This window comes from Brevundimonas sp. UYEF29 (assembly GCF_040546195.1).
Taxonomy (GTDB): Bacteria; Pseudomonadota; Alphaproteobacteria; order Caulobacterales; family Caulobacteraceae; genus Brevundimonas; species Brevundimonas huaxiensis.
This window is the reverse complement of sequence record NZ_JBEPNH010000001.1, coordinates 232634-257056: the sequence shown is the minus strand read 5'-3', so window position 1 is coordinate 257056 and position 24423 is coordinate 232634. Positions and strand designations below refer to the sequence as shown.

At 66.6% G+C, this 24423-nt stretch carries 24 protein-coding genes and 3 tRNA genes; 8 read left to right on the top strand and 19 right to left on the bottom strand.

What is annotated here, in order from left to right; translation table 11 throughout:
- Window positions 1–15 precede the first annotated feature (15 nt).
- The 7 genes from acpS to folK all read right to left on the bottom strand — a co-directional run bounded on the left by acpS (window position 16) and on the right by folK (window position 6136).
- Complete coding sequence (acpS, locus tag ABIB58_RS01375; RefSeq protein ID WP_354038719.1) at window positions 16–423, bottom strand: holo-ACP synthase; 408 nt, start codon at window positions 421–423, stop codon at window positions 16–18.
- Entirely contained in the window at window positions 420–1160 is a 741-nt protein-coding gene (locus ABIB58_RS01370; protein ID WP_354038717.1) for a pyridoxine 5'-phosphate synthase, read from the bottom strand. The genes acpS and ABIB58_RS01370 overlap by 4 nt, the downstream gene beginning before the upstream one ends.
- 4 nt (window positions 1161–1164) lie before the next feature.
- A complete protein-coding gene (pyrE, locus tag ABIB58_RS01365; protein WP_045810823.1) occupies window positions 1165–1749 on the bottom strand; it encodes an orotate phosphoribosyltransferase in 585 nt (194 codons plus the stop codon).
- 50 nt (window positions 1750–1799) lie between these two features.
- Complete coding sequence (locus ABIB58_RS01360) at window positions 1800–2558, bottom strand: LOG family protein (protein WP_045810822.1); 759 nt, start codon at window positions 2556–2558, stop codon at window positions 1800–1802.
- Window positions 2555–4714, bottom strand: coding sequence for a RelA/SpoT family protein (locus ABIB58_RS01355; RefSeq protein ID WP_082064421.1), 2160 nt, complete (start codon window positions 4712–4714; stop codon window positions 2555–2557). The genes ABIB58_RS01360 and ABIB58_RS01355 overlap by 4 nt, the downstream gene beginning before the upstream one ends.
- Before the next feature lie 134 nt (window positions 4715–4848).
- The gene (gene rpoZ, locus ABIB58_RS01350; RefSeq protein ID WP_017504892.1) at window positions 4849–5208 is read right to left on the bottom strand and encodes a DNA-directed RNA polymerase subunit omega; all 360 of its coding nucleotides are present in this window, start codon (window positions 5206–5208) and stop codon (window positions 4849–4851) included.
- A gap of 361 nt (window positions 5209–5569) precedes the next feature.
- Entirely contained in the window at window positions 5570–6136 is a 567-nt protein-coding gene (gene folK, locus ABIB58_RS01345) for a 2-amino-4-hydroxy-6-hydroxymethyldihydropteridine diphosphokinase (RefSeq protein WP_045810820.1), read from the bottom strand.
- Here folK and ABIB58_RS01340 point away from each other — a divergent pair.
- Both ABIB58_RS01340 and ABIB58_RS01335 read left to right on the top strand, forming a co-directional pair.
- Window positions 6135–6671 (top strand): LabA-like NYN domain-containing protein, encoded by a 537-nt coding sequence (locus ABIB58_RS01340; protein ID WP_045810819.1) that lies wholly within the window; start codon window positions 6135–6137, stop codon window positions 6669–6671. The two genes, folK and ABIB58_RS01340, sit on opposite strands and share 2 nt — an antisense overlap.
- Window positions 6668–7306: a uracil-DNA glycosylase gene (locus tag ABIB58_RS01335; RefSeq protein ID WP_045810818.1), complete on the top strand. Its 639-nt coding sequence runs from the start codon at window positions 6668–6670 to the stop codon at window positions 7304–7306. Before ABIB58_RS01340 ends, ABIB58_RS01335 begins: the two co-directional genes overlap by 4 nt.
- Before the next feature lie 3 nt (window positions 7307–7309).
- On the opposite strand, the gene smpB is transcribed toward ABIB58_RS01335, so the two are convergent.
- Both smpB and dapA read right to left on the bottom strand, forming a co-directional pair.
- Window positions 7310–7783, bottom strand: coding sequence for an SsrA-binding protein SmpB (gene smpB, locus ABIB58_RS01330; protein WP_055809902.1), 474 nt, complete (start codon window positions 7781–7783; stop codon window positions 7310–7312).
- Window positions 7783–8667: a 4-hydroxy-tetrahydrodipicolinate synthase gene (gene dapA, locus ABIB58_RS01325; RefSeq protein WP_354038711.1), complete on the bottom strand. Its 885-nt coding sequence runs from the start codon at window positions 8665–8667 to the stop codon at window positions 7783–7785. The genes smpB and dapA overlap by 1 nt, the downstream gene beginning before the upstream one ends.
- 125 nt (window positions 8668–8792) lie before the next feature.
- On the opposite strand from dapA, the gene ABIB58_RS01320 reads away from it, so the two are divergent.
- On the top strand, window positions 8793–10853 hold the full coding sequence (locus ABIB58_RS01320) for a lytic transglycosylase domain-containing protein (protein ID WP_354038709.1): 2061 nt from the start codon (window positions 8793–8795) through the stop codon (window positions 10851–10853).
- On the opposite strand, the gene ABIB58_RS01315 is transcribed toward ABIB58_RS01320, so the two are convergent.
- The 4 genes from ABIB58_RS01315 to ABIB58_RS01300 are packed head-to-tail and all read right to left on the bottom strand — an operon-like array spanning window position 10847 to window position 14008.
- The gene (locus tag ABIB58_RS01315) at window positions 10847–11602 is read right to left on the bottom strand and encodes an ABC transporter ATP-binding protein (RefSeq protein ID WP_354038707.1); all 756 of its coding nucleotides are present in this window, start codon (window positions 11600–11602) and stop codon (window positions 10847–10849) included. The genes ABIB58_RS01320 and ABIB58_RS01315 overlap by 7 nt on opposite strands.
- The gene (locus ABIB58_RS01310) at window positions 11599–12588 is read right to left on the bottom strand and encodes a FecCD family ABC transporter permease (RefSeq protein WP_185224089.1); all 990 of its coding nucleotides are present in this window, start codon (window positions 12586–12588) and stop codon (window positions 11599–11601) included. Before ABIB58_RS01310 ends, ABIB58_RS01315 begins: the two co-directional genes overlap by 4 nt.
- A complete protein-coding gene (locus tag ABIB58_RS01305) occupies window positions 12585–13382 on the bottom strand; it encodes an ABC transporter substrate-binding protein (RefSeq protein ID WP_185224088.1) in 798 nt (265 codons plus the stop codon). Before ABIB58_RS01305 ends, ABIB58_RS01310 begins: the two co-directional genes overlap by 4 nt.
- Window positions 13379–14008, bottom strand: a complete 630-nt coding sequence (locus tag ABIB58_RS01300; protein WP_185224087.1) for a TetR/AcrR family transcriptional regulator — start codon at window positions 14006–14008, stop codon at window positions 13379–13381. The genes ABIB58_RS01305 and ABIB58_RS01300 overlap by 4 nt, the downstream gene beginning before the upstream one ends.
- Before the next feature lie 204 nt (window positions 14009–14212).
- Between ABIB58_RS01300 and ABIB58_RS01295 the strand changes: the two genes are divergently transcribed.
- From ABIB58_RS01295 to ABIB58_RS01285, 3 genes are read left to right on the top strand one after another with little or no spacing between them, the layout of a single operon-like run.
- Entirely contained in the window at window positions 14213–15529 is a 1317-nt protein-coding gene (locus ABIB58_RS01295) for a glycosyltransferase family 2 protein (protein WP_354038704.1), read from the top strand.
- Window positions 15530–15547: 18 nt separating this feature from the next.
- Window positions 15548–16459 carry an RsmD family RNA methyltransferase gene (locus ABIB58_RS01290; RefSeq protein ID WP_045810811.1) on the top strand — a complete coding sequence of 304 codons (912 nt, stop codon included), beginning with the start codon at window positions 15548–15550 and terminating at the stop codon, window positions 16457–16459.
- Complete coding sequence (locus ABIB58_RS01285) at window positions 16456–17253, top strand: TrmH family RNA methyltransferase (protein WP_045810810.1); 798 nt, start codon at window positions 16456–16458, stop codon at window positions 17251–17253. The genes ABIB58_RS01290 and ABIB58_RS01285 overlap by 4 nt, the downstream gene beginning before the upstream one ends.
- Here the strand turns inward: ABIB58_RS01285 and ABIB58_RS01280 are convergent.
- Together ABIB58_RS01280 and hrpB are read right to left on the bottom strand one after the other, a co-directional pair.
- On the bottom strand, window positions 17250–18527 hold the full coding sequence (locus ABIB58_RS01280; RefSeq protein ID WP_045810809.1) for an MFS transporter: 1278 nt from the start codon (window positions 18525–18527) through the stop codon (window positions 17250–17252). The genes ABIB58_RS01285 and ABIB58_RS01280 overlap by 4 nt on opposite strands.
- A 56-nt stretch (window positions 18528–18583) precedes the next feature.
- Window positions 18584–21010 carry an ATP-dependent helicase HrpB gene (gene hrpB, locus ABIB58_RS01275; RefSeq protein ID WP_354038701.1) on the bottom strand — a complete coding sequence of 809 codons (2427 nt, stop codon included), beginning with the start codon at window positions 21008–21010 and terminating at the stop codon, window positions 18584–18586.
- A 145-nt stretch (window positions 21011–21155) separates the two neighbouring features.
- On the opposite strand from hrpB, the gene ABIB58_RS01270 reads away from it, so the two are divergent.
- Window positions 21156–22730: an amino acid permease gene (locus tag ABIB58_RS01270; protein ID WP_045810807.1), complete on the top strand. Its 1575-nt coding sequence runs from the start codon at window positions 21156–21158 to the stop codon at window positions 22728–22730.
- Window positions 22731–22851: 121 nt separating this feature from the next.
- Here the strand turns inward: ABIB58_RS01270 and ABIB58_RS01265 are convergent.
- From ABIB58_RS01265 to ABIB58_RS01250, 4 genes are all read right to left on the bottom strand, one after another.
- Window positions 22852–22936, bottom strand: a tRNA-Leu gene (locus ABIB58_RS01265).
- Between the two features lie 49 nt (window positions 22937–22985).
- On the bottom strand, window positions 22986–23348 hold the full coding sequence (locus ABIB58_RS01260) for a hypothetical protein (protein ID WP_231576620.1): 363 nt from the start codon (window positions 23346–23348) through the stop codon (window positions 22986–22988).
- A gap of 68 nt (window positions 23349–23416) precedes the next feature.
- Entirely contained in the window at window positions 23417–23932 is a 516-nt protein-coding gene (locus tag ABIB58_RS01255; protein WP_045810805.1) for a Dps family protein, read from the bottom strand.
- A gap of 125 nt (window positions 23933–24057) precedes the next feature.
- Window positions 24058–24131 (bottom strand) — tRNA-Gln (locus tag ABIB58_RS01250).
- A gap of 201 nt (window positions 24132–24332) precedes the next feature.
- Between ABIB58_RS01250 and ABIB58_RS01245 the strand changes: the two genes are divergently transcribed.
- Window positions 24333–24409 (top strand) — tRNA-Pro (locus ABIB58_RS01245).
- The last annotated feature ends 14 nt before the right edge of the window (window positions 24410–24423 follow it).

The window sequence follows — 24423 nt, the reverse complement described above, 5'->3', positions numbered from 1 at the left end:
ACGCCTATAACCTGATTACGACTGCGGCAAGGCTTCGATCACCACGAAGGCGAGCGCATACGGATGTTCGTCGCTCAGCGTCAGGTGGATTTTGGCCTCGTGTCCGGGCGGCGTCAGACGCGCCAGATGCTCGGCCGCATGGCCGGTGAGCGCCATCGTCGGCTGGCCCGAACGCAGGTTCACCACCCCCATGTCGCGCCAATAGACATCGGCCCGCATGCCTGTTCCCAAGGCCTTGGCGCAGGCCTCCTTGGCGGCGAATCGTTTGGCGTAGCTCCAGGCCGGGTCCGGCTTCGGCTTCCGATCCGAGCGGGTGCGTTCCAGTTCGGTGAAGCAGCGGGTCTTGAAGCGATCCCCAAACCGATCCAGCGACGCCTGAATGCGCCGGATGTCAGACAAATCTGCGCCGACGCCGATGATCATCTGGCCGCATCCATCGCCGCTCGCATCCGGCGGATCGCCCCGTCCAGGCCGATGAAGATCGAGTCGCCGATCAGGAAATGACCGATGTTCAACTCACGGATTTCCGGAACCGCCAGCATGCGCGGGGCCGTGTCGTAATCCAGCCCGTGACCTGCATGGACCTCAAGCCCCAGGATGTCGGCCTGGGCGGCGGCGGCGGCCAGTCGTTCGAACTCGACCTCCCGCTCCGCCGGATCGGCCAGATGGCAGTACCGACCGGTGTGGAATTCGACCACTTGGGCGCCGACGGCGGCGGCGGCCTCGACCTGCGCTTCGGTCGGTTCGATGAAGAGCGAGACCCGGATGCCGGCGTCCGCCAGCGCCTTGACCACGGGCGCGATCCGTCCTTCGTGACCGGTGACCGCCAGACCGCCTTCGGTCGTCACCTCCTCGCGCCGCTCGGGCACCAGACAGGCGGCATGCGGCCGGTGGCGCAGAGCGATGGCCAGCATCTCGTCCGTCACCGCCATTTCCAGGTTCAGCGGCTTGCCGGCGCGAGCGCACAGGGCGCTCAACACATCGATGTCGGCGTCGGTGATGTGGCGGCGGTCTTCGCGCAGGTGCGCCGTGATTCCGTCGGCCCCGGCCGCCAGCGCCGCCTCGGCCGCGCGCGCCGGATCGGGATGCGTCCCTCCCCGCGCATTTCGCACCGTGGCGACGTGGTCGATGTTGACGCCCAGCCTGACCCGTTCGCGCATGGCTCTACTTCGACAATCTGCGGCTGCCGGGATCTTCCACCGGAAGCGCGGCCAATTCCGGCGGAAGGGCGTCGGCCGGGTAAGCGGGCACGTCCAGCGACGCGAGGGCGATCAGCGGCACGCCCACATCCGCCTTGCCGCCCGAGCGATCGACGATACAGGCGGCGGCGATCACCTCGCCCCCGGCCGCCTGGATAGCGGCGATGCATTCGCGCGATGACAGGCCAGTCGTGACGATGTCCTCGACCATGACGACCTTTTCGCCCGGCTCGACCGAGAAGCCGCGACGCAGTTTGAATTCCCCGCCCTCGCGCTCGACATACATCGAACAGACCTTCAGGTGTTTGGCCGTCTCGTAACCAGGGATGATGCCGCCCACGGCAGGCGAGATGGCGACATCGACCGGGCCGACCGTGGCCGTGATCTTGTCCGCCAGCGCCTTGCACAACCGCTCGCAGCGCGCGCCGTCCATGAAGACCAGGTTTTTCTGCAGGAAGACCGGGCTGTGCAGACCCGATGACAGGACGAAATGGCCTTCGCGCAGGGCGCCGGCGTCGCGAAACTCGTTGAGGACGTCTTCAGTGTTCATGACAGGGTTCTAGACCCGGATCGCGCGCGGATGAACCCTGCGGCGACGCTTCATTCGATGTTTTCGTTCGGCCGCAGCCCGCGCGCGAGCAGTTCGGCCCAGACGCCCTCCGCGTCCTCGGCGAAACCGATCAGGTCCAGGTCGGAGGCCGCGATCATTCCATGTTCGACCAAGGCGTCGAAACCGATCACCGAGCTCCAGTAGGCCTTGTCCACCAGAACGACCGGAACCGGCGGCGCCTTCTTGGTCTGGCGCAACGTCAGCATCTCGAACATCTCGTCGAAGGTGCCGAAGCCGCCGGGAAACACCACCAGCGCATTCGCGCGCATCGCCAGATGCATCTTCCGCATCGCGAAATAATGGAAGCGGAATGTCAGCTCCGGGGTCGAATAGGCGTTCGGCTCCTGCTCATGCGGCAGGGTGATGTTGAAACCGACCGACGGCGCGCCCGCGTCCACGGCCCCGCGGTTGGCCGCTTCCATGATGCCCGGGCCGCCGCCGGTGGCGATGACATTATCGCGGGGCTCGCCGACGCGCCCTCGCAAGGCTCCGCCGCGCTCGGACGCCAGTCGACCGAAGGCGCGCGCCTCGTCATACCAACGGTGCCCTTCACGGATGCGCGCGCTGCCGAAGACGACGAGGGTCGAGCGCACGCCCCAGGCCCTCAACGCCTCCTCGGGCTTGGCGTATTCCATCAGGAACCGCACGCCGCGCATCGAATCGCCCAGCAGGAAGTCCTGATCCATCGCCGCCATGCGATAGGACGGCGAGGCCATCTGCGCCGCGTTCGGCTTTATCGGCTCGCTCATTCGCCCCGTGCGCGCTCGACGGAATCGACCGACGGATTGGCCCTCAGCGCCGCCATGATCGTGGTGGCATGCTTGGCGTCTTCGACCTCGACATCCACGTCAACGTCGAAGAAGTCCTGCTGACGATGGGCCATCGACAGGTTGATGATATTGCCGCCGGCCTCGCCGATCAGGGTCGTGACCTGACCCAGCACCCCCGGCGCATTGCGTATCGTCGCGCGAATCCGGGCGGCGGCGACCGCCTCCGTTTCGGCCTGAGGCGTCCACTGCAGGTCATGCCAGACCGAGTCGTCATCGGCGAAGGCGGCCAGGGTCTGGCAATCAATGGTGTGGACGGTCAGGCCAGATTCGGGCTCCAGAATGCCCACGATCCGGTCGCCCGGAACGGGCGTGCAGCATTGACCGAAGTGTACCGACACGCCTGGGGTCAGCCCGCCGCCGCGCACGAACAGCCGCGCCTTCTCGCCCTCGATGCGCTGCTTCTCGGGCCCAGACTTCAACCGCCCCTTCAGTGCGGGGAACAGGATTTCGGCCGCCGTCGTCGGCGACAACCGCCCGCGACCCAGGCCTTCGAAAAGATCGTCGTCGCTTGCGACCGCCAGCAGCTCCAGAACCGGCTTCAACGACACGTCGGTCAGGGTCTTGTCGACCCGGCCCAGGGTCTGGTCCAGCGCCACGCGGCCCAGCTTGATGAACTCTTCGCGCTCTGAGGTGCGGATATGGCGGCGAATGGCGGAACGCGCGCGGCCCGTGACCGTCAGGCTGCGCCAGTCGGCAGGCACTTCGCGTTTTGAGCCGCGAATGATCTCAACCACGTCGCCGTTCTGGAGCGGCGTGCGCATGGGCTTCAGCTCGCCATTGACCTTGACCCCGACGGCCGTGTCCCCGACCTCGGTGTGGACGGCATAGGCGAAGTCCAGAGGCATTCCCCCGCGCGGCAAGGTGACCAGTTGGCCCTTCGGCGTGAAAACGAAGACCTGGTCCAGATACATTTCGAGCTTGGCGTGCTCGACCCAGTCTTCGCCGCCCTCGCCGTGCTCGATCACCTGAACCAGGTGGCGCAGGTTCTGAAGCGGATCACGCCCGCCCCCCTGCTCCATCGCCTCACGGTCGAAGCCATAGGAATGGTTCTTGTAGCGCCAGTGGGCGGCGACCCCATCCTCGGCGATCCGGTCCATGTCCTCGGTGCGGATCTGCATCTCGATCCGCAGACCCCGGGGACCGACGACGGTCGTGTGCAGCGAGCGATAATTGTTCGACTTGGGCGTCGAGATGAAATCCTTGAACCGCTCGGGCACCATCGGCCATTCGCGGTGGATCACACCCAGGGCACGATAGCAGTCGTCCTCCGCCTCGACGATGACGCGGAAGCCGTAGATGTCCGACAGGGACGAAAAGCCGACCGACTTGCGCTGCAATTTGCGCCAGATCGAATAGGGCGTCTTCTGCCGGCCATAGACATTGGCCTTCAGGCCCGCCTCGGACAGGACGCGCTCGACCTCGCTCGCCACGCCGTCGATGGCGCGACCGTGCTCCAGCTTCAACGCCTCCAGCCGTCGCTCGATAGCGGTCTTGGCCGTTGGGTTCAGATGGGTGAAGGCCAGTTCTTCCAGCTCGGACGCGATCGAGTGGATACCGATCGACCGACCCAGGGGCGCATAGACTTCCAGCGTCTCGCGGCTGATCCGCTCGCGCTTCTCCGGCTTCACGAACTGGAGCGTGCGCATATTGTGCAGCCGGTCAGCCAGCTTGACCAGCAGCACCCGTACGTCCCGGCTGATGGCCAGGATGAACTTGCGCAGGTTCTCGGCCTGGCGCGTGTGTTCGGCCTGAAGCTCCAGCCGCGACAGCTTCGTCACGCCCTCGACCAGGACCGCGACCTCTTCGCCGAACATGCCGGCGATGTCGTCGCGCGTCGCGGTCGTGTCCTCGACCACGTCGTGCAACAGGGCGGTGACGATGGTGGCGGTGTCGAGCTTGTAATCGGTCAGGATCCCCGCGACCTGAATCGGGTGGGCAAAATAGGGATCGCCCGAGGCGCGCAACTGCGAGCCGTGCATCTTCATCGCATAGACGTAGGCGCGGTTCAGAAGCGCTTCGTCGGCGGTAGGGTCATAGGCCTTAACGGCCTCGATCAGCTCGAACTGACGCAGGATCGGCGCGCGCTTGGGCTGCGGCGCCGGGTCGACGAGCGCCGTCTGAGGGTCGTTTTTGTTTGCAGCTTGGGGCGCCGGCGGAACCGTCTCGGTCCGCGCCGGCAGGATAGTGACGCCAGGGGCTCCCTCGGGCGTCAGTACCGCTCCTCCTGACCGCCGTCGCGGTCGCTTTGCAGGGCGCGGATCAGTTCCGCCTCGGCCATGTTCATGTGCTGCGGCGAGGCCAGCAAGGCGACCGTTTCGGCCTCGTCCTCGGCTTCCGTGCGCTCATCGACGCGTTGCAGCGTGGTGATGATGGTCTCGCGCAGTTCGTCCGGCACGACGGTGTCGTCGGCGATTTCGCGCAGAGCCACGACAGGGTTCTTGTCGTTGTCGCGGTCGATCGTCAGGGCGGCGCCGTTGGCGATGCTGCGGGCGCGGTGGCCAGCCATCAGCACCAGACCAAAGCGGTTCGGAACCTTCTCGATGCAGTCTTCGACGGTGACGCGGGCCATGAAATTCCTCGAACGCGGGGGAGAACCGCGTCAAATACAGATGAGGACGGCTTTTTGCAACGCCACAGGGGCGGAAGTTGGGCGTCAAGGCGCACTTCGCGGGACCGTGGCTTGCCGTTCTCTGAAGTTTCGGACGCCTTCAGGAACCTGGGAGCAGACCGTCCCGCCCTCGCCATACGTTCTGCAATAAACACTGGGGTCATCAGTATGGATGCTGCTCCATGGATCGAAGCGAGCAGGATTGGGCTTTATCAGCACTACGAAAATGCAGATCAGAACTGCTACTGCGGCGACTGCGATCGCCAATCCTAACGGCGCGGCCAATCGCGTCTGAATTAGCGCTAGCTCAATCCGCCGTCGGCTAGACCGCATGGGCGTCCGTCCCCACCTTGGCAGACACGACGAGCGCCGCAGCCCTTTGATGCGTCGTGGGATGCACCCAATCCGGCGCGATTTCGGCGAGGGGCCCCATGACAAACCGCCGCTCGGCCGCGCGGGGATGGGGCAGGATCAACCCCTGCAGATCACCGCTCAATCGTCCGTAGGCGATCAGGTCCAGATCGAGCGTCCGCGGCGCATTGCGAACCGACCGCTCGCGGCCGAACGCGTCCTCGATCCGGCCGAGCGCCGCCATCAGGGCATGGGGATCGTGTTCTGTGCGGACGATGACCACGCCATTCAGGAAGGCGGGATCGTGCGGATCGGGCCAAGCTTGAGAAGACCACCAAGACGAGCGTGCGACGACATCAATGCCTTCGCTGCGAAAACGCGCGATCGCCGCCTCCAGCGCTTCAGTGCAGGACGACCATGCCCCCTTGTCATTGCAGCCCAGGGCCACGATGACTGCATCATTCAGGTCGACCCCGTCATCGATTCCGACGGCGACCGCGCGATCCGATTTTTCATCTCTTTCGACGGCTTCGACCATGTTTCATCCCACCGACCGGCTGGCGATCTTCATCGACGGCTCGAACCTCTACTCCGCCGCCCGCGCCCTGCAGCACGACATGGACTTCCGGCGGATGCTGGACTGGTTCCGCGAGAGGTCCATCCTGACCCGCGCATACTACTATACGGCCGTGGTCGAGGGCGAAGAATTCTCGCCGGTGAAGCCGCTGGTGGACTGGCTCGACTACAACGGCTTTTCGGTCGTCACCAAGCCGGTGAAGCGGTTCACGGACACTAGCGGCCATAGCCGGATCAAGGGCAATATGGACATCGAGATCGCGGTGGACATGCTGGAGCTGGCTCCGCACATCGACCATGCGGTGCTGTTCTCCGGCGACGGCGACTTCCGGCGGGTGGTTCAGGCGGTCCAGGCCAGGGGCGTGCGGGTCACTGTCATCTCGACCCAGAAGACGCAGCCGCCTCATATCGCCGACGAACTGCGTCGTCAGGCCGACGCCTTCCTGGACCTGAACGATCTAATGACCGACTTCGGTCGCCCGAAGGCCGCCCAATGACCCTGACGCCCGAACCGCCCCGCGACTGCCCCCTATGCCCGCGCCTGGTCGCCTATCGTCAGGAGAATGCGCGCCAGAATCCAGACTGGTGGAACGGGCCGGCCGCCTCGTTCGGCGATCCGAACGCGCGTCTGCTGATCGCCGGTCTCGCGCCTGGCCGGACCGGCGCAAACCGGACGGGACGGCCCTTCACCGGCGATCACGCCGGCTGGTTGCTGTACGACACCCTGAAGAAGGCCGGCTTTGCGCAAGGCCATTACGATCGTAACGGCGACGATGACCTGACGCTGACGGACTGCATGATCACCAATGCGGTCCGGTGCGCGCCACCCGGCAACAAGCCTCTGCCGATCGAGGAGACGACCTGCCGTCCCTTCCTGATCGACAGGCTCAAGCTGCTGCCCAACCTGAAGGTGGTCGTGACCTTGGGCGACGTCTCGCGCCGCAACATCCTGAAAGCATTCGGACGGCCCGCGTCAGCGATGCCGGCGGGTCACGGGGCGCAGGGCAAAGCCGGCGGCTACGTCATTCTGAACAGCTATCACTGCTCCCGCCTGAACACGAACACGGGTCGCCTGACGCCGCAGATGTTCGAGGACATCTTCGCGCGCGCCCGAACCTTGATCGAGGCCTGAGCCTCAGCCCTTGTCGCGCATCAAGCGGGCCTTGTCGCGCTGCCAGTCGCGTTCGGCCGAGGCCTCGCGCTTGTCGTGCAGCTTCTTGCCCTTGGCCAACGCGATCTCCAGCTTCGCCTTGCCTGCATCGTTCAGATAGAGCTTCAGCGGAATGATGGTCTGACCGTCGCGCTGGACCGCGCCCATCAGTTTGTCGATCTGCTTTCTGTGCAGCAGCAGCTTACGCGGTCGGCGCGGCTCGTGGTTGAAGCGGTTCGCCTGTTTGTACGGCGGGATATCAGCATTGATCAGCACGATCTCGCGCCCCTCCACCGCCGCATAGCTTTCGGCGATATTGGCCCGGCCGTCGCGCAGCGCCTTGATCTCGGTGCCCAGCAGCTGGATCCCGGCCTCGATATTGTCTTCCAGGAAATAGTCGAACCGCGCGCGGCGGTTCTCGGCGATGACCTTGGACTTCGATTGCGGCTTGGGCGCCATCAGATGACGCCCGCCGCCGCCATGGCGCGGTCGATAAAGGGTTTGACCGCATCGGAGGTCGGCGACAGCGGCAGACGCGCCTCCTCGTTGCACAAGCCGAGCTTGGCCAGGGCGTATTTCGTCGGCGCGGGCGAGTTGTCGAGGAACAGCGCCTTGCAAAGACTGATCAGTCGGTCCTGCCAGTCGCGTGCTGTCGCATAATCGCCGGCGGTCATCGCGTTATGCAAGGCGACCATGGCCTCGGGCGCGACATTAGACGCCACCGAGATCAGGCCGACGCCACCGTGGGCGTGGTAGCCGAGATAGCTGGGGTCGTCGCCCGAGATCAGGTCGAACTGACCATCGATGTTCGCGCGCATCCAGCTGACGCGGCTCATGTCGCCCGTGGCGTCCTTGATGCCGACGATGTTCGGATGGGCCGCCAGCCGCGCCACAGTCTCATTGGACAGATCGGCCCCCGTCCGGCCCGGCACGTTGTACAGCAGGATCGGCAGTTGAACCGCGTCGGCCACCGCCTCGAAATGCGCCGCCATGCCCGCCTGCGACGGGCGAATATAATAGGGCGTCACGATCAAAGCCCCGTCCGCGCCCACCGTCTTGGCGTGGCGGGTCAGGTCGATGGCTTCCTTGGTGTAGGGCGATCCCGTACCGGCGATGACGCTGACCCGACCCGCCGCCAGACGCACGCACAGTTCGATGACGTGCTTGTGCTCGTCCAGGTCCATGCTGGCGCCCTCGCCCGTCGTGCCCATCGGCACGACGCCGTGAACCCCTGCGGCGATCTGACGCTCAAGCAGTTTGGCGAATGCGGCTTCGTCCACGTTTCCGTCACGAAGTGGTGTGATCAGGGCGGTGATCACGCCCTTGAACAAGGGGGCGTTCATAAGACTAAGCTGGCCTGCGTGGGGAGTGACGATGGACGGATGTTCATCGCCTTTGCAATGAGCGCGGGACGTTAGGTCGCCAGCGGCTCCGCCGCAACCGGGATTGAATGGGAACAGGACAGATCATGATCGCGACCAGTCTGGCGGCGGCCCTCGCCGTCCTTGCGCCGAACCCGCAGGACGCCCTGCCCACCCAGCCTGTTCCCTATGCCTCGGCGTCTTCGTCCGTGCCCGGCTATTCGGCGACTTATCAGGGTCGCGTGCTGAATGATCAGGACACGGCGCTGTTTCGTCAGGGGCTGGCGGCGGCCCGTGCGCGCGACGTGTTCGGCGCCCAGTCCGCCATGTCGCAGATCAGGGACGCCTCGGCTCGCAAGCTGGTCGAATGGGCGTTGATCGACACCTCGGGCGAGCAGCTGTCCTACTCGGACCTCGCGCGCGGTCAGTCCGATCTCGCGGGATGGCCGCGCGGCGAATCAAGACGCGCCGCCGCCGAAAAGGTGCTGGACCGCTCCGGCATGGGCGCGGACGCGGCCCTGGCCCTGATGTCCGACGGCAAGCCGACGACGGTCGAGGGGGCCATAGCCTACGCCTCCGCGCTGCAGCAGCGCGGCCGCCAGGACGAGGCGCGCGCACTGGTCCGCGACTGGTGGCGCACCCGCTCGTTCGACGACGCGCCGCAGTCGCGTATCCTAGGCCAATGGGGCTCCTGGCTGACGCCCGCCGATCACGAGGCGCGTCTGAACATGCTGCTGCTCGGTCCGCACGGACCGGCGACGCGCAGCATGATCAATCTGGTTTCGCCTGATCACGCCGCCATTGCGAACGCGGTGATGACCCTTCGCTCGGCCTACAGCCCCGACGCTGTCATCGCCAATCTGACGCCGGCCCAGGCGGCCGATCCGGCGGTGGTTCTTGAACGCGTGCGCCTGCTGCGATCGCAGAACCGCCAGTCCGAAGGCTTTGCGCTGCTGGCCAATCTTCCGCCGGCGCCGGGCCATACGACCGGCGACAACACCCTGTGGAGCGAGCGCCGAAACTACTTCCTCGACGCCCTTCAACAGGGCAACTGGCGCGCGGCCTATGACGCCATGAACGGTCACGGCTTCACCTCGGGCGACCGGATGGTGGACGCCGAGTTCTTCGCCGGTTGGGTCGCCCTGACCAAGCTGAACCAGCCCGAGGTCGCCGCGCGCCATTTCGAGGCCCTGCGCACCGCCTCGTCCACGCCGATCACCCAGGGCCGCGCCTTCTACTGGCTGGGTCGGGCCGCCGAGGCTCGCGGCGAACGCGACGCCGCCCTCGCCCACTATCGCAACGGCGCCCAGCATTGGCAGACCTTCTACGGGCAGTTGGCGGCCGAGAAGGCGGGGATGACCACGCTTCAACTGCCGGGCGAGCCTGTGCCTTCACAAGCGGACATCGCCCGTTTCGAAGGCAATGAGATCGTCCGCGCCACGCGCATCTTGGGCGAGACCGGCGAAATGAGCCTGCTGCGGGTGTTCGCCTATCAGCTCGACAACGACCTGCCGACGATCAACGATCTAGCCCTGCTGATGGACCTGTCGCGCGGCTATGGTGAGGGTTTCACCGCCATGATGGTGGGGCGCGCGGCCAGCCAGCGCGGCTTCGTCATGCCTGAGCGCATGTATCCCGTCCGCATCCCGCCTCAGGTCGCCGGCGCCGCGCCGCTGGAATTCACCCAGGCCATCACACGCCAGGAATCCAGCTTCGATCCCCGCGCCCGCTCCGGCGCCGATGCGCGCGGCATGATGCAGTTCCTGCCGTCCACGGCCTCGGGCGTCGCCCGCCGCCTGGGCATGAGCTATTCCGCCGAGCAGTTGTGGGATCCGGACTACAACATGACCCTGGGCAGCTATCACCTGGGCGAACTGATGGCCGCGAACAACGGCTCCATGCTGCTGGCGACAGTCGGCTACAACGCCGGACCGGCGCGCCCCAGCCAGTGGATCGCCCGTTGCGGCGACCCGCGCGGCGATGCGATCAAGACCATCGACTTCATCGAGTGCGCGCCCTTTACCGAGACGCGCAACTATATGATGCGGGTGATGGAGAACATGGCGGTCTACAAGGCCCGCCTGAACGGCGGCACGGCGCCGCTGACGCCGTCTGCCGACATCTCGCGCGGATCGGCGGCCGGCGCGCGGCCCTATATCGCCTATTGAGCCCGGCGGGCCGCCAGCAGCGGCCCGTTCGGCCCCTCGATCCACGCGCCATTCAGTCCGAAGACCTCGCGCAGGACGGCGGGCGACAGGGCCTGGATCGGAGCGGCGTCAGCGACCACCCGGCCCTGCTTCAGCACAATGATACGATCGGCCACGGTTGCAGCCAAGGTCAGGTCGTGAAGGCTGACCATCACCCCTGCCCCATGGTCAGCGCGCGCTCTCAGGCGCTCCAGCACCAGACGCTGAGCATCCGGGTCCAGCCCCGCGATCGGCTCGTCGGCCAACAGCAGCGGCGCATCCACGACAAGGGCGCGCGCCAGCAGAACACGCGTGCGCTCGCCGCCTGACATCTCCGCCACGCCGCGGTCCGCCAGATGACCGGCGCCGACTTCGTCCAGAGCGGCTCGCGCGCGCGCCAGCGCGTCCACGCCTGACAGAAAGGGCGCGCCCAGCGCCGCCACCTCTACCGCCGGCAGATTCCAGGCGATGCGCCGTTCCTGCGGCAGATAGGCGACGCGTTCCGCCCGCTGGCGATGGGACAGATCGACGATGTCCGCGCCGCCCAACCTGATTTGTCCGCCGGTCGTGGCCAAGAGGCCCGCAGCGGCGCGGATGGCGCTGCTCTTGCCCGCGCCGTTTGGTCCGCACAGGGCCACGACCTCGCCCGCCGCAACCGACACGCTCACCCCATCCAGCACGACGGCCTTGCCCAACCGCGCCTGAACCGTCTCCAGCGACAGCAAGCTCACAGCCGCCACTCCCGCGCCGCCCGCCAGGCGATCAGGGCGAACAGGGGCGCGCCGATCAGGGCGGTGAACACGCCCAGCTTCAGTTCCTGATCCGTCGGCGTCAGTCGCGCCAACAGGTCCGCGACGATCAGCATCAGCCCGCCGGCCAGCGCCGAGGGCGCCAGGATTTGTTTTGCATCACCGCGCACCGCCGCGCGCACCAGATGCGGCGCGGTCAGGCCCACAAACCCGATCACGCCCGCCACCGCCACCGCCGCCCCTGTGGCCAAGGCCGCCGCGATCAGGGCGAAGGCCCTCAACCGCCCCATATTCAAGCCCGAGGCCGCCGCACCCTCGTCGCCCAGGGTCAGCATCCGCAGACCGGCGCCCGACAAGGCAGCAAAGACGCCCGAGACGATCACGGCCGGCGTCACCCAGGCCACATCGACCCAGCTTCGGTTCTGCACCGATCCCAGCAGCCAGGACATAACCTCGGCCGAGGCGATCGGCGACGGCGACAGGTTGAAGATCAAGGCCGTCGCCGCGCCAGCGAAACTGGAGAGGGCCACGCCGAACAGGATCAGGGCCTCAGGCGCCCGCATGGCCCTGGACGCCGCGATCAGCAGTCCGCCCGCCAGCGCCGCGCCCGCCAAGGCTGACACCTCGACCAGTCCCGGCACGGCCGCAGCGCCAAGGACGATGGCCAGCGCCGCGCCCAGGGCCGCGGTGGCCGACACGCCCAGCACGCCGGGATCGGCCAGCGGATTGCGCAACAGCCCCTGCATCACTGCTCCCGCCAAACCCAGGGCGGCGCCGACGACCAGGGCGCAGACCGCGCGCGGCGCCCGCACCTGCCACAGCACCTCGGCCGGACCGGATATCGGATCGCTGAAGGCCGCCGCATACTGATCGACGTTGAACGCCGTCTCACCGGCCAGCACCGCCAGGGCCAGCGCCGCGACGATCAATCCGATCAGAACCAGGCACAGCCGAACCGTTCTGTTCACGGCCGCCCCTTGGCCATCATCTCAACCGCGTCGGCTGCGAACCAGGCCGGGCAGGTCAAGGTCGCGGCGGGCAGGCGCGCCGCCGTTCGACCCTCGGCCGCTCGCGCGACAACCGGATGCCGCCCCGGTCCGCGCAGGTCGGCGCGCAGCTGATCGAAGAAGCCGAGCACAAATCGCACCGGAGGATTCATCGCGATCCGCTCGACGCTGAGAGCGCCAAAACCGGGCGCGGCTGTGAGATTGCGAAATCCGGCCGCCCGCATCATTGCATCGATCAGCGTGCCTGGCCCCGCGGTGAAGCCCCCCGATGTCAGATACACGGCCCCCGGCGCCTCAGCCGTGCGCTTCACCGGCGCCGCCTTCGTCAGCTTGGCGTCCATCCGTTGCTCTAACGCCTGCCCGCGCTGAATTTGATCCAGATCGCGCGCGACGGTTTGGATGTTCCGGCGCACGCCCTCTAGGTTGACCGCGTCATCGATCGTGGCCACCTTGACCCCGCGCTGCGCCAGCGCTGCCAGCAGGCGCGGTTCGCCGCCCCAATAGCGCACCACGACGTCAGGCTGAAAACCCACGGCGGCCTCAAGCGTCGGACGCAAACGCTTGTGACCGACCGCCTGCTGACGCAGCCAGGCGTCAGGATCGTCGGCGCGCGGCGATAGTGCGATGTCCGCATCCGGCGCTAGAGCCAGTACATATTGGTCGGCGCACTGGTCCAGCGCCATGATCCGCAAGGGCCTGGCCTGAGCCGTGCTGCTGAACGCCAGAGCCGCCAAGGCGACGCAGATACGCCTCATCGTTCGATCAGACCGGCGAACAGGGCGTCCAAGGTCGTGCGAACCAGCGCCTGCCGATCGGACCAAGGAAAATAGGGCTTGGTGATCATCAGAGACACGATCCCATGCGCCGCAGCCCAGATCGCCTGGGCGATCGTTGCGGGATCGCCCTTCATGCGTCCGGCCGTCACGGCATCCCCGACGGTCGCTTCCAATGTGGTGAACAGGCTGGAGCCCAACTCGCGCGCCGCGTCCTGGGCGCCCTCTCGCGCCTCGACCGGCCGGGTCAGATAGATCAGGCGATAGGCGTTGGGATGAGCGAAACCGAAGTCGATATACCCCTCGATCATCCGCCGCAGGCGCTGATCTGGCGGTGCGGCCTCATCGGCGACGACGGCGTTTGACGCGATCAAACGGGCGAAGGCGTCACGGCAGATTTCCTGCAGGATCGCGCCCTTGTCCGGGAAATGCATATAGAGCGCCGTCGACGACAACCCGACCTCGTCCGCGATCTTGCGAATCGTCGCGCCTTCATAGCCGTGCTCGACGAAGATGCGCTCGGCCGCCGCCAGGATTTCGCCTCGCCGCGAATGGCCTTCGCCCTTGGGCTTTCGGGTCGTGCGCGAGGCGTTCGAGGGTTGAGACAAGCCGCTGCTCCGGGTGAGGCGCCCTGAATAGCGACAATCCGTCCCGGACGCCAATCGACTTGCCGAACGCGGTTGTTTCAAATAGCGATTATGGGTTGTGGCGCTTTGGGGGCGGATGCGGTGAAGGATTGGGCGCATCCAGGGATCAGACCCCGCCGAAACGGCGCCTCACGACGCACGCCGAGCGGTTTTCAGGTCACGATTTTGATCCTGCTCACCCTGACTTCCGTCGTGGCGCTGATCCGCTGGCCGGAAACCGCTTTCGACGTCGCCTTGGTGTTGTTCCAAGCCGCCTTCGTCGTGTGCGCGTTGTGGAAGGCCGTCATCGGCATCGCCAGCCTGCGCCGCCCCGCGCCCGTCCCGCGTCCGATCGAATGGCCGCGCTACACCATTCTGGCGGCGCTTTACGATGAGGCGGCGGTGACGCCGCAACTGATCGCCAACCTCAGCCGGATCGACTATCCGGCGCACAGGCTGGAGGCCTTCATCGTGCTGGAGGCGCATGACGAGGCCACCCTGGTGGTAGCCCAGGCGACGCCAAAACCGCCGTGGCTGAAGATACTGATCGCGCCGCCGGGCAGCCCCCAGACCAAGCCGCGTGCCTTGAACTATGCCTTGGGTCATGCGCGGGGCGATCTGGTCACCATCTATGACGCAGAGGATCGACCGCATCCGCAACAACTCCGTCAGGCGGCGGCGCGCTTCGTCGCACAACCGCGATTGGGTTGTCTCCAGGCGCCGCTGCGTATTCGAGCATCTGCAAAGCCTGGCTCCTGGTTCCTGGATCGGCAGTTCGCTTTCGAATATGCGGCGCTGTTCGAAGTGACCCTGCCGGGTATGGCGCGATTGGGCCTGCCTTTTCCGCTTGGCGGCACCAGCAATCACATCCGCATGACGGCGCTGCGAGGCGCCGGCGGCTGGGACGCGCACAATGTCACCGAGGACGCGGACCTGGGCTTTCGCCTGTGGTCGCTCGGCTGGAAGCTCGGCGTCATCGACAGTCCGACGTGGGAGACGCCGCCGGGTGCGATGGACCGATGGCTGCCCCAGCGCACCCGTTGGCTGAAGGGTTATATGCAGACCTGGGGCGTGCACACGCGGCGTCCGAACGCCCTGGGACGGCGCGGAAGCTTGTCGCTGATCATGACCTTGGGCGCGGCGATCCTGTCGGCGGCCGCCCATGCCCCGACGCTGGCCTGGCTGGCGCTAGCCATCGCCGTCTGGGCGCTTTCCGGCGTCCTGCCGCCCCTGCCCGGAGGCTCACTGGGCGTGCTGGCGCTGGGCGTCATCGTCGCCTGGATGAGCTGTGCGGCCGGGGCGCGACGCGCCGGGCTCGATTACCGGCTGGGCGATGTGCTGGCTGCGCCAGCCTATTGGGCGTTGCTCAGCCTGGCCTTCGTCCATGCGGCCTGGCGGCTCGCGGTCGAACCGCACGTCTGGGACAAGACCCCGCACGATCGCGACGATCAGATGCCGGAATTGACCGTCGTGGCGCTGGACGCTGGACGCGAGGCGGCCTGAGCGCCTATCAGCCCGACGATGGCGCCCGTCCTTTCTAAAACTCCCGAAACCCTCGTGACCTCCGGCTGGTCCGACTATGCCCTGCTGGACAGCGGCGACGGCAAGAAGCTGGAACGCTATGGCCGCTACACCGTCGTCCGGCCCGAGCCGCAGTGTTTCTGGTCGCCCCGCGATCCGAAAGCCTTCGAAAACGCCACGGCGACCTTTGATCCGCAGCAGGAGGAAGAAGACAGCGGTCGCTGGCGGTTCGACAAGTACGGCCCCATCGACGCCTTCCCTTTGAAATGGCGCGACGTGAAGTTCACCGGCCGTTTCACCCCCTTCCGCCACCTCGCCTTCTTCCCTGAACAGGCGGCCAACTGGGAATGGCTGGACGGGCGCGTGCGGGACTTTACACGTTCGGCCGGCCGTGCGCCGAAGATCCTGAACCTGTTCGGCTATACCGGCGTCGCCAGTCTGGCCGCGGCCGCCGCGGGTGCAGAGGTCACCCACGTCGACGCCTCCAAAAAGTCGGTCGCCTACGCCCGCGAGAACGCCGAACAGTCGGGCCTGGCCCAGCATCCAATCCGTTGGATTGTCGAGGACGCCCGCAAATATGTCGCGCGCGAAGTTCGTCGCGGCTCGAAATATGATGGCGTCATTCTGGATCCGCCCAAATACGGGCGCGGCCCCACGGGGGAAGTCTGGCGCCTGTTTGAGGACATGCCGGGCCTGCTGAAGGATTGCGCCGCGCTATTGTCAGACGATGCCGACTTCCTGCTGCTGAACGCCTATGCGGCCCGTGTGTCAGGACTGTCCCTGGCGCATCTGATGGTGGAGGCGACCCAGGATCGCGGCGGCTGGATCGACTGGGGCGAACTGGCCCTGTCCGAAGACGGCCCGGACGCCCGCGCCATCGGCCTGTCCTTCTTCGCGCGGTGGAGCCGATGAGCGAACGCGTCATCACCTCCCTGACCAACGACACGGTCAAGGGCGTCCGCGCCCTGCATATGCGCAAGGAACGCGACCTGACCGGCACCTTCCTGGCTGAGGGTTTGAAGTTCATCGGCGAGGCGCTTGACCAGGGGCGCGCGCCCCGGATGCTGCTGGTCGGCGAGGACGCCCGGCCTCATCCGTTGCTGGACCGCGCCAAGGCGGCCACACTTAAAGCCGGCGGCGATATCATCGTCGTCACCCACGCCATCCTCGAAAAGATCAGCCGCCGCGACAATCCGCAGACGGTCTTGGGCGTGTTCGAACAGGCCTATGCGCCTCTCGACAGCCTGAACCCCGCCTCGGCGCCCTGCTGGGTGGCGCTGGAGCAGGTGCGCGATCCCGGCAACCTGGGCACCATCATCCGCACGGCCGACGCGGCCGGTTGCGGCGGCGTCATCCTGATCGGCGACTGCGTCGATCCCTATTCGGTCGAGGCCGTGCGCGCGACGATGGGCTCGGTCTTCGCCGTCTCGATCACCAAGACGACGCCCGAAGCCTTCCTGACCTGGCGCAAGACCTGGCCCGGCAGCGTCGTCGGCACACGACTGGACGCCAAGGTCAGTCACCGCTCGGCCGTCATGCAACGGCCGTCGCTGATCCTGATGGGCAATGAACAGGCTGGCCTGACAGACGCCCTGGCCGCCGCCTGCGACGTCAACGTCAAGATCCCGATGCGCGGCCGAGCCGACAGCCTGAACCTGGCCATCGCCACCGGCATTATGGTCTATGCCGCGACGGACGAAGCCTAGCGCTGTTCCTCCGGCGCCACCCGCCCCATGCCCCACAGGGCGGCGATGGTGATCAGGGCCGAAATCGTTAGATAACCGCCGACGGCCGCCGGCCCGAACCGCTCGGCCAGCTTCAGCGCGACAAAGGGCGCCAGCGACGCCCCCAGTATGCCCGCCAGATTGAAGGCCATCGACGCACCGGTATAGCGCACCGCTGTCGGGAACGGCCGCGCCATGGCCGCGCCGATGGGCCCATAGGTGCAGCCCATCAGGGCGAACCCCAGCGCAAAGAAGATCAGCAGGCCGCTGAGACCGCCCCCGAACAGCGGTGCGAACAGAAAGCCGAACAGGCCGATCCCGACCGAAGATGCGATCAGCACCCTGACCTGCCCGTATCGATCCGCCAGCAAGGCTGTCACCGGTATGAAGGCGGCGAAGAACAGCACGCCGATCAACTGGATGGGCAGCACATCGGCCCGCGCCAGCCCCATTCCCGTCGTCGCCCAGCCCAAGGCGAAGACGGTCATCAGATAGAACAGGGTGAAGGTCGTCACGCCGCTGAACGTCCCCAGCACCAGCGCCGCCTTGTGATGGGCGAACAGGGTCATGGCGGGCGCCTTGACTCGCTCGTCGCGGTCGACCGCCTTCTGAAACTCAGGCGTCTCGGTGATCTTCAGCCGCACCCACAGGCCGACAAACACCAGCACGGCGCTGGCCAGGAACGGAATGCGCCAACCCCAGCCCTCGAACGCGGTCTCGCTCATCGTCGACGTCAGGACGATGAAGGATGTGGTGGACAGGATGAAGCCGATGGGCGCGCCCAGTTGGGGGAACATGCCGAACCAGGCCTTCTTTCCAGGCGGAGCGTTCTCAGTCGCCAGCAACACCGCCCCGCCCCATTCCCCGCCCAGACCCAACCCCTGACCAAACCGGCACAGGGCCAGCAGCAGGGGCGCCAGCAGGCCGACCTGCTGGTGCGTCGGCAACAGGCCGATGGCCACGGTAGAAAGGCCCATGGTCATCAGCGCCGCGACCAGCGTCGCCTTGCGTCCCACCCGGTCCCCGAAATGCCCGAAAGCCAGAGCCCCGATGGGCCGCGCGAAGAAGGCGATGGAGAAGGTCGCGAACGAGGACAGCAGTGCCGTCCCCGGATCCTCGCCGGGGAAGAACAGCGTCGGGAACACCAGCACGGCCGCCGTGGCGTAGATATAGAAGTCGAAGAACTCGATCGTCGTGCCGATCAGGCTGGCGAACAGCACGCGGCCGGTGGAGTTCTTCGGCAGGACGTCGGACATCTTCTTCTCCCGGTTATCCCAGCGATGCCCGTTTCCCGCCCGCCGCGTCAAGGCGATCAGGCGCCGCGCGGCTTGGCCCGGTTCGTCGCTTGCGCCTCAGCCGGGTTTTCCGGCCACGGATGACGGGGATAGCGGCCGCGCATCTCCGCACGCACCGCCGCCCACGACCCCGACCAGAAACGCGGCAAGTCCTTGGTCACCTGCACCGGCCGTCGCGCCGGCGACAGTAGGGCGAGGGTCAAGGGCACGCCGCCGACGGTGGGATGCGTCGTGACGCCGAACAGTTCCTGCACCCGAATATCCACGCGCGGCCCGCCCTCGGCGGCGTAGTCGATGGCCGCCGAGCCTAGCGGCGTGACCAGACGCGGGGGCGCCAGCTCGTCCAGGCGGCGCTGTAGGTCCCAAGGGATCAGTCCGCGCAGGGCTTCGACCAGACGACCGTCGGCAATCCCGTCCAGCGACTTTGCCCCATCCAGCAGAGGCCACAGCCAGTCCTCACGCGCCGCCAGCAGGGCGTTGTCCGACATGTCGGGCCAGGCTGGGTCGCGCGCGTGCAGGAAGGCCAGACGTGCGCGCAGTCCCGACGCCTGCTCGCCCCATTTCAGCGCGCCCAGCCCATCCGCCTCGATCTCGGCCCGAAGGGCGGCGGTCAAGGTCTCCGCATCCGGCGCGCCGACGACCTTTTCGTCCAGCACGATGGCCCCGATGCGGCGCGAACGGCGGATCACCGACCGCCCCGACGGTTCGCGCGCTAGTCGGTCCTCCGTCGAGATCAGGCGCGCCAGATCGCTGTCGATCCGGTCCGCCTCCAGCGCCGCCGCCAGTCGCACCCGGTCGCGCGTGTCGCCGCCGCCGAGTTCGGCGATCGCCACCCAGAGCTGACGCGCCAGATGGTCGGTCGCCTCCAGCACGGCTCCTCGCCCACTAGCCAAAAGGTATTCACCCGCCTTGCCCCGCGCCTTTGCGATCCGCTCGGGAAAGGCCTCGGCCAGCAGCAGTCCTGGATCGATCGTCCGCCCCGATCCTCCGCCCGCCGCACGCGCCCAGCGCTCCGCCAGCTTGATCGAATCGCGTGCTCTCTGCGTCCGATCACGCTCTAGCCCGATCAGGCGATCCGCCAGATCGATGCTCGACCCGCCCAGACCCGGCTCGCTCAACACCGCCGCGATCCGTGCCCCCGTCATCGCGTCGCCGGCGTCGGACGCCACGGCGACCATATGGGCCAGCCGCGGCGACAGCGGGATCTTCGTCAGGCGCAGCCCGTGTTTCGATAGTCCGCCATCGGCATCCAGCGCCCCCAAACGTGTCAGCACCTTGCGCGCCTCGGCCAGGGCGCCGGCCGGCGGCGGGTCGAGCAGGGCTAGTCCCTCGACCGAGCGGGCGCCCCAACGCGCCAGGTCCAGGGCCAGTCCGGTCAGGTCCGCCTCCTGGATTTCCGGCCGCTGATGCGGGACCAGCCCGCGCGTCTGTTCCTCGTCCCACAGGCGGTAGCAGACGCCCGGCTCGGTGCGCCCGGCCCGGCCACGCCTCTGTTCCGCGGAGGATCGGCTGACCTTGACCGTCGCCAACCGGGTCAGGCCGCTGGACGGTTCGAAGCGCGGCACGCGCGACAGGCCGCCGTCGATCACCACACGCACGCCTTCGATGGTCAGGCTGGTTTCCGCAACCGAGGTCGCCAGCACCAGTTTGCGCCGCCCCGGCGCCGCCGGTTCGATGGCCCGGTCCTGTTCGACCCGGTCCAGCCCGCCGTACAGGGGCACGACATCGACGTTCGGCAGCCGCAGCCGCTCGTTCACCAGCCTAGCCACCCGATGGATTTCGCCCTGCCCCGGCAGGAAGACCAGCACCGACCCTGTCTCCTCCCCCAAGGCGGTCAGACAGGCCCGCGCCACAGCCTCTTCGAACCGTTCCGACGGATTGCGGCCCAGATACCGGGTCTCGACCGGCCAGGCCCGTCCTTCGGCCTCGATCACTGGCGCCCCGTCGAGCAGGCGCGAGACCCCGACCACATCCAGCGTCGCCGACATGACCAGCAGCCGCAGGTCCTCGCGCAGCAGCCCTTGCGTGTCTCTCGCCAGCGCAAGCCCGAGGTCGGCGTCCAGGCTGCGTTCGTGAAACTCGTCGAACAGGACCGCACCGACGCCCTCAAGACCCGGATCGTCCAGAATCATGCGCGTGAAGACGCCCTCGGTGATCACCTCGATGCGTGTATTCGGCCCAATGCGGGTCTGCAGCCGGGTGCGATACCCCACCGTCTCGCCCGGCTGTTCGCCCAGCGTTGTCGCCATCCGATCGGCCGCCGCCCGTGCGGCCAGGCGTCGCGGCTCCAGCACCAGCACCTTGCCCTGCAGCCACGGCTGATCCAGCAGGGCCAGCGGCACGACCGTCGTCTTGCCCGCCCCCGGCGGCGCCGCCAGCACGGCCGTATTGCCCGCGCTCAGCGCGGCTTTCAGCGGTTCAAGAACGGCGTGGATGGGCAGCATGCGTCGCCTCTAGCCTGCCGACAGGCGATCACGAAAGCGTCGTCGCGCCTTAACCACCCCGTCATGCGCGTTGCGCGCCGCCTCATCCGTCGCTAGCGTCCGCCCCAAGCAGCCGAGGGGCTGCATCAAAACGTGGGGGTATTTTATGTGGCGCGTTAAGTCGCTCGACGCGATCCTTGCCACGGCCGAGAAGAAATCGCTTCACCGGTCGCTTGGTCCTGTTCAACTGACGCTTCTAGGGATCGGGGCCATCATCGGCACCGGGATCTTCGTCCTGACTGCTTCGGCCGCCCAAAAGGCCGGACCGGGCATGATGATCAGCTTCGTCATCGCCGGCGCGGTCTGCGCGGTCGCGGCGCTCTGCTACTCCGAACTGGCGTCGATGGCGCCGGTTTCGGGCTCGGCCTACACCTACACCTACGCCGTGATGGGCGAACTGCTGGCTTGGACGGTCGGCTGGGCGCTGATCCTGGAATACGCCGTGGCGGCCTCGGCCGTGTCGGTCGGTTGGTCGGGCTATGTGCTCGGGCTGATAGAACAGGGGCTCGGATTCGACTTCCCTGATCTTCTATCCGCCGGGCCGACCTGGTCGATGAACGGCTTCATCCCCACGCCTGACTTCTCGGCCGGGATCGTCAACATCCCCGCCATCGTCGTGGCCCTGCTGGTGACGGCTCTGCTGATGGTCGGCACCACGGAATCGGCTCGCGTCAACGCGATCCTGGTCGCGATCAAGGTCATCGCCCTGACGGTCTTCATCGTCATCACCCTGCCCGTCATCAAGTCGGCGAACCTGTCGCCGTTCGCTCCAAATGGCCTGTTCGGCCAATATTCGGGCATGGGCATCGTCGGCGCCGCAGCCTCGATCTTCTTCGCCTATGTCGGCTTTGACGCCGTTTCGACGGCGGCCGAGGAAACCAAGAATCCGCAGCGCAACGTGCCCATCGGCCTCATTGGTTCGCTGGCCATCTGCACGATCTTCTATCTGCTGGTTGCGCTCGGCGCCGCCGGCGCTATCGGCGCTCAGCCGGTTCTGGGCGCCGCCGGTGAAGCGGTACAGCCGGGCTCGCCCGCCTTCGTGGCCGCCTGCGCCCTGCCCGCCAACGCAGAAATGCTGGTCTGCTCTAACGAGGCCCTGGCCCACGTTCTGCGCGTCGTCGGTCACCCCCAGATCGGCAACGCCCTGGGCACCGCCGCCCTCCTGGCCCTGCCCTCGGTCATCCTGATGATGATCTTTGGTCAGACCCGCATCTTCTTCGTGATGGCGCGCGACGGCCTGCTGCCCGAAGGCCTGACCAAGATCCACCCCAAGTGGAAGACGCCCTATATCGTGACCGCCGCCACCGGCATCGCGGTCGCCATCGCCGGCGCCCTGTTCCCGGTCGGTCAGCTGGCCGACATCTCGAACTCGGGAACCCTGTTCGCCTTCTTCATGGTGTCGATCGCGGTGCTGGTGCTGCGGGTCAAGGATCCGAACCGTCGCCGTCCGTTCCGCACGCCGCTGATCTGGGTGTTCGCGCCCCTGTCGGCGTTCGGCTGCGCCTTCCTGTTCTGGAACCTGCCGCACGACGCCAAGATGGTGTTGCCGATCTGGGGCGGGATCGGCCTGCTGATCTACTTCGCCTACGGCTACCGCAAGAGCCACCTGGGTCGCGGTGTGGTCGAGGTTCACGAAACGGATGGTGACGTTCCGCCGCCGCCCGTGCCGCCGATCCGCTAAGACCAAACCGGGCCTGTCGCACCAATCGCGGCAGGCCCAGCTATCGGCCTCAAATAACCCGCAAGGGCGATAGGCCAAGAATAGAGAAAGGCCCCGGAGCGATCCGGGGCCTTTTTTGTCTTGGTGCGGATGAGAGGACTCGAACCTCCACGCCTCTCGGCGCTGGAACCTAAATCCAGTGCGTCTACCAGTTCCGCCACATCCGCATCGGGTAGGCGGTCGCGTCTAGAGGGTGACGCCGCTCAGGGCAAGGCCTCAGCGACGTCCCGCGACCAGTTCGTTGCGTATGGAGCGTCCCAAGGGATCGCGGGCGCGCCAGCTGTCGCCGACATCCGCTTCGACCATCCGGCTGCAGAAGCGTGGCAGGATCTGGCGCGGGCTGAAGCCGGACAGACAGATCTTGTCGCCCTCGGCCGACCAGCGGGCCGCCACACGTCGCCCGTCCGAAAACTGTGAGGTGTAGCGCCCATCCGGCTCGAAATAGTGCCGGACCCACTGGCCGTTCGGATAATGGGACACGATCGTATTGCCGAACGCCTTGGACATATCGGCTGAGGCGGGCGAGGCCGCCAGCACCCCGACGATCGCCAAACCGCAGATCACCGAAACCTGCTTCACACGCCCCTCCTGCGCCATCCGTCATCGACTATCGACGATACATAAGACGGCGCAAGCGCTGCGGTTCCTCAGCCGTTGCCGCGACGACCCGATTCGAACAGGAACCAGACTCGCTTCTCACTTTCGTCGATCCAGTTCTCCAGCAGGCTGGCGGTCGCGACGTCGTTATGCTCGTCGCACAAGTCATGCACCTCGCGCATCCGGCCGATCAGTTCACCGTTGTCGTCACGAAGCTCCGCCAGCATATCGAGCGGGTCGACATAGTCTGCGTCGTTGTCGGCGATGCGTGATTCCTTGGCGATCTGACCGATGGAGCGCAGGGTGGTCCCGCCGATCTTGCGCGCCCGCTCGGCCATCGGATCGGTCATGGCTAGGATTTCCGCCGACTGCTCGTCCAGCATCAGATGGTAGTCCCGGAAATGCGGACCCGAGACGTGCCAGTGGAAATTCTTTGTCTTGATGTAGAGAGCGAACGTATCGGCCAGCAGGCCGGTCAGAGCGGCGGAAATGCTCTGGGTCGCCTCCTCCGACAGGCTCGTCGGCGTCTTCAGGGGCGCCAGGCGCTTTTCTTTGGCGGTGACCATTATCGTTCTCCTCAGCAGCAGTCTGCGGTCAAGCTAGGTAGCCGGACATCCGGACGGAAGGCCTGGCGCAGATGATAATGCTGAAGCTGTGAAGTGGTTCGGCGGCGCCGACCTTTGTCGGCGGATGGCTGGGGAACTAGGACTCGAACCTAGAATGACGGTACCAAAAACCGTAGTGTTACCATTACACCATTCCCCAGCAGGACCAGCGTTTCCGAAGCACTCTGTGCGGCGGAGGCGGTCAGATACGCCAAGCTGTTTTGGGATGCAACACCCTCTTTCAGGACTATTTTCGCTTGTCGTGAAGATGGGTCGAAATGGGCGCTTGCGGCCTATCAAACCCATGGCTATAAGCCGCGTCCTCACTTCGGGGCGACGCCGCCAGGCCAGCCCCCACGGTCGGAGTGTGGCTCAGCCTGGTAGAGCACTGCGTTCGGGACGCAGGGGTCGGAGGTTCGAATCCTCTCACTCCGACCATCTTCTCCTCAGAA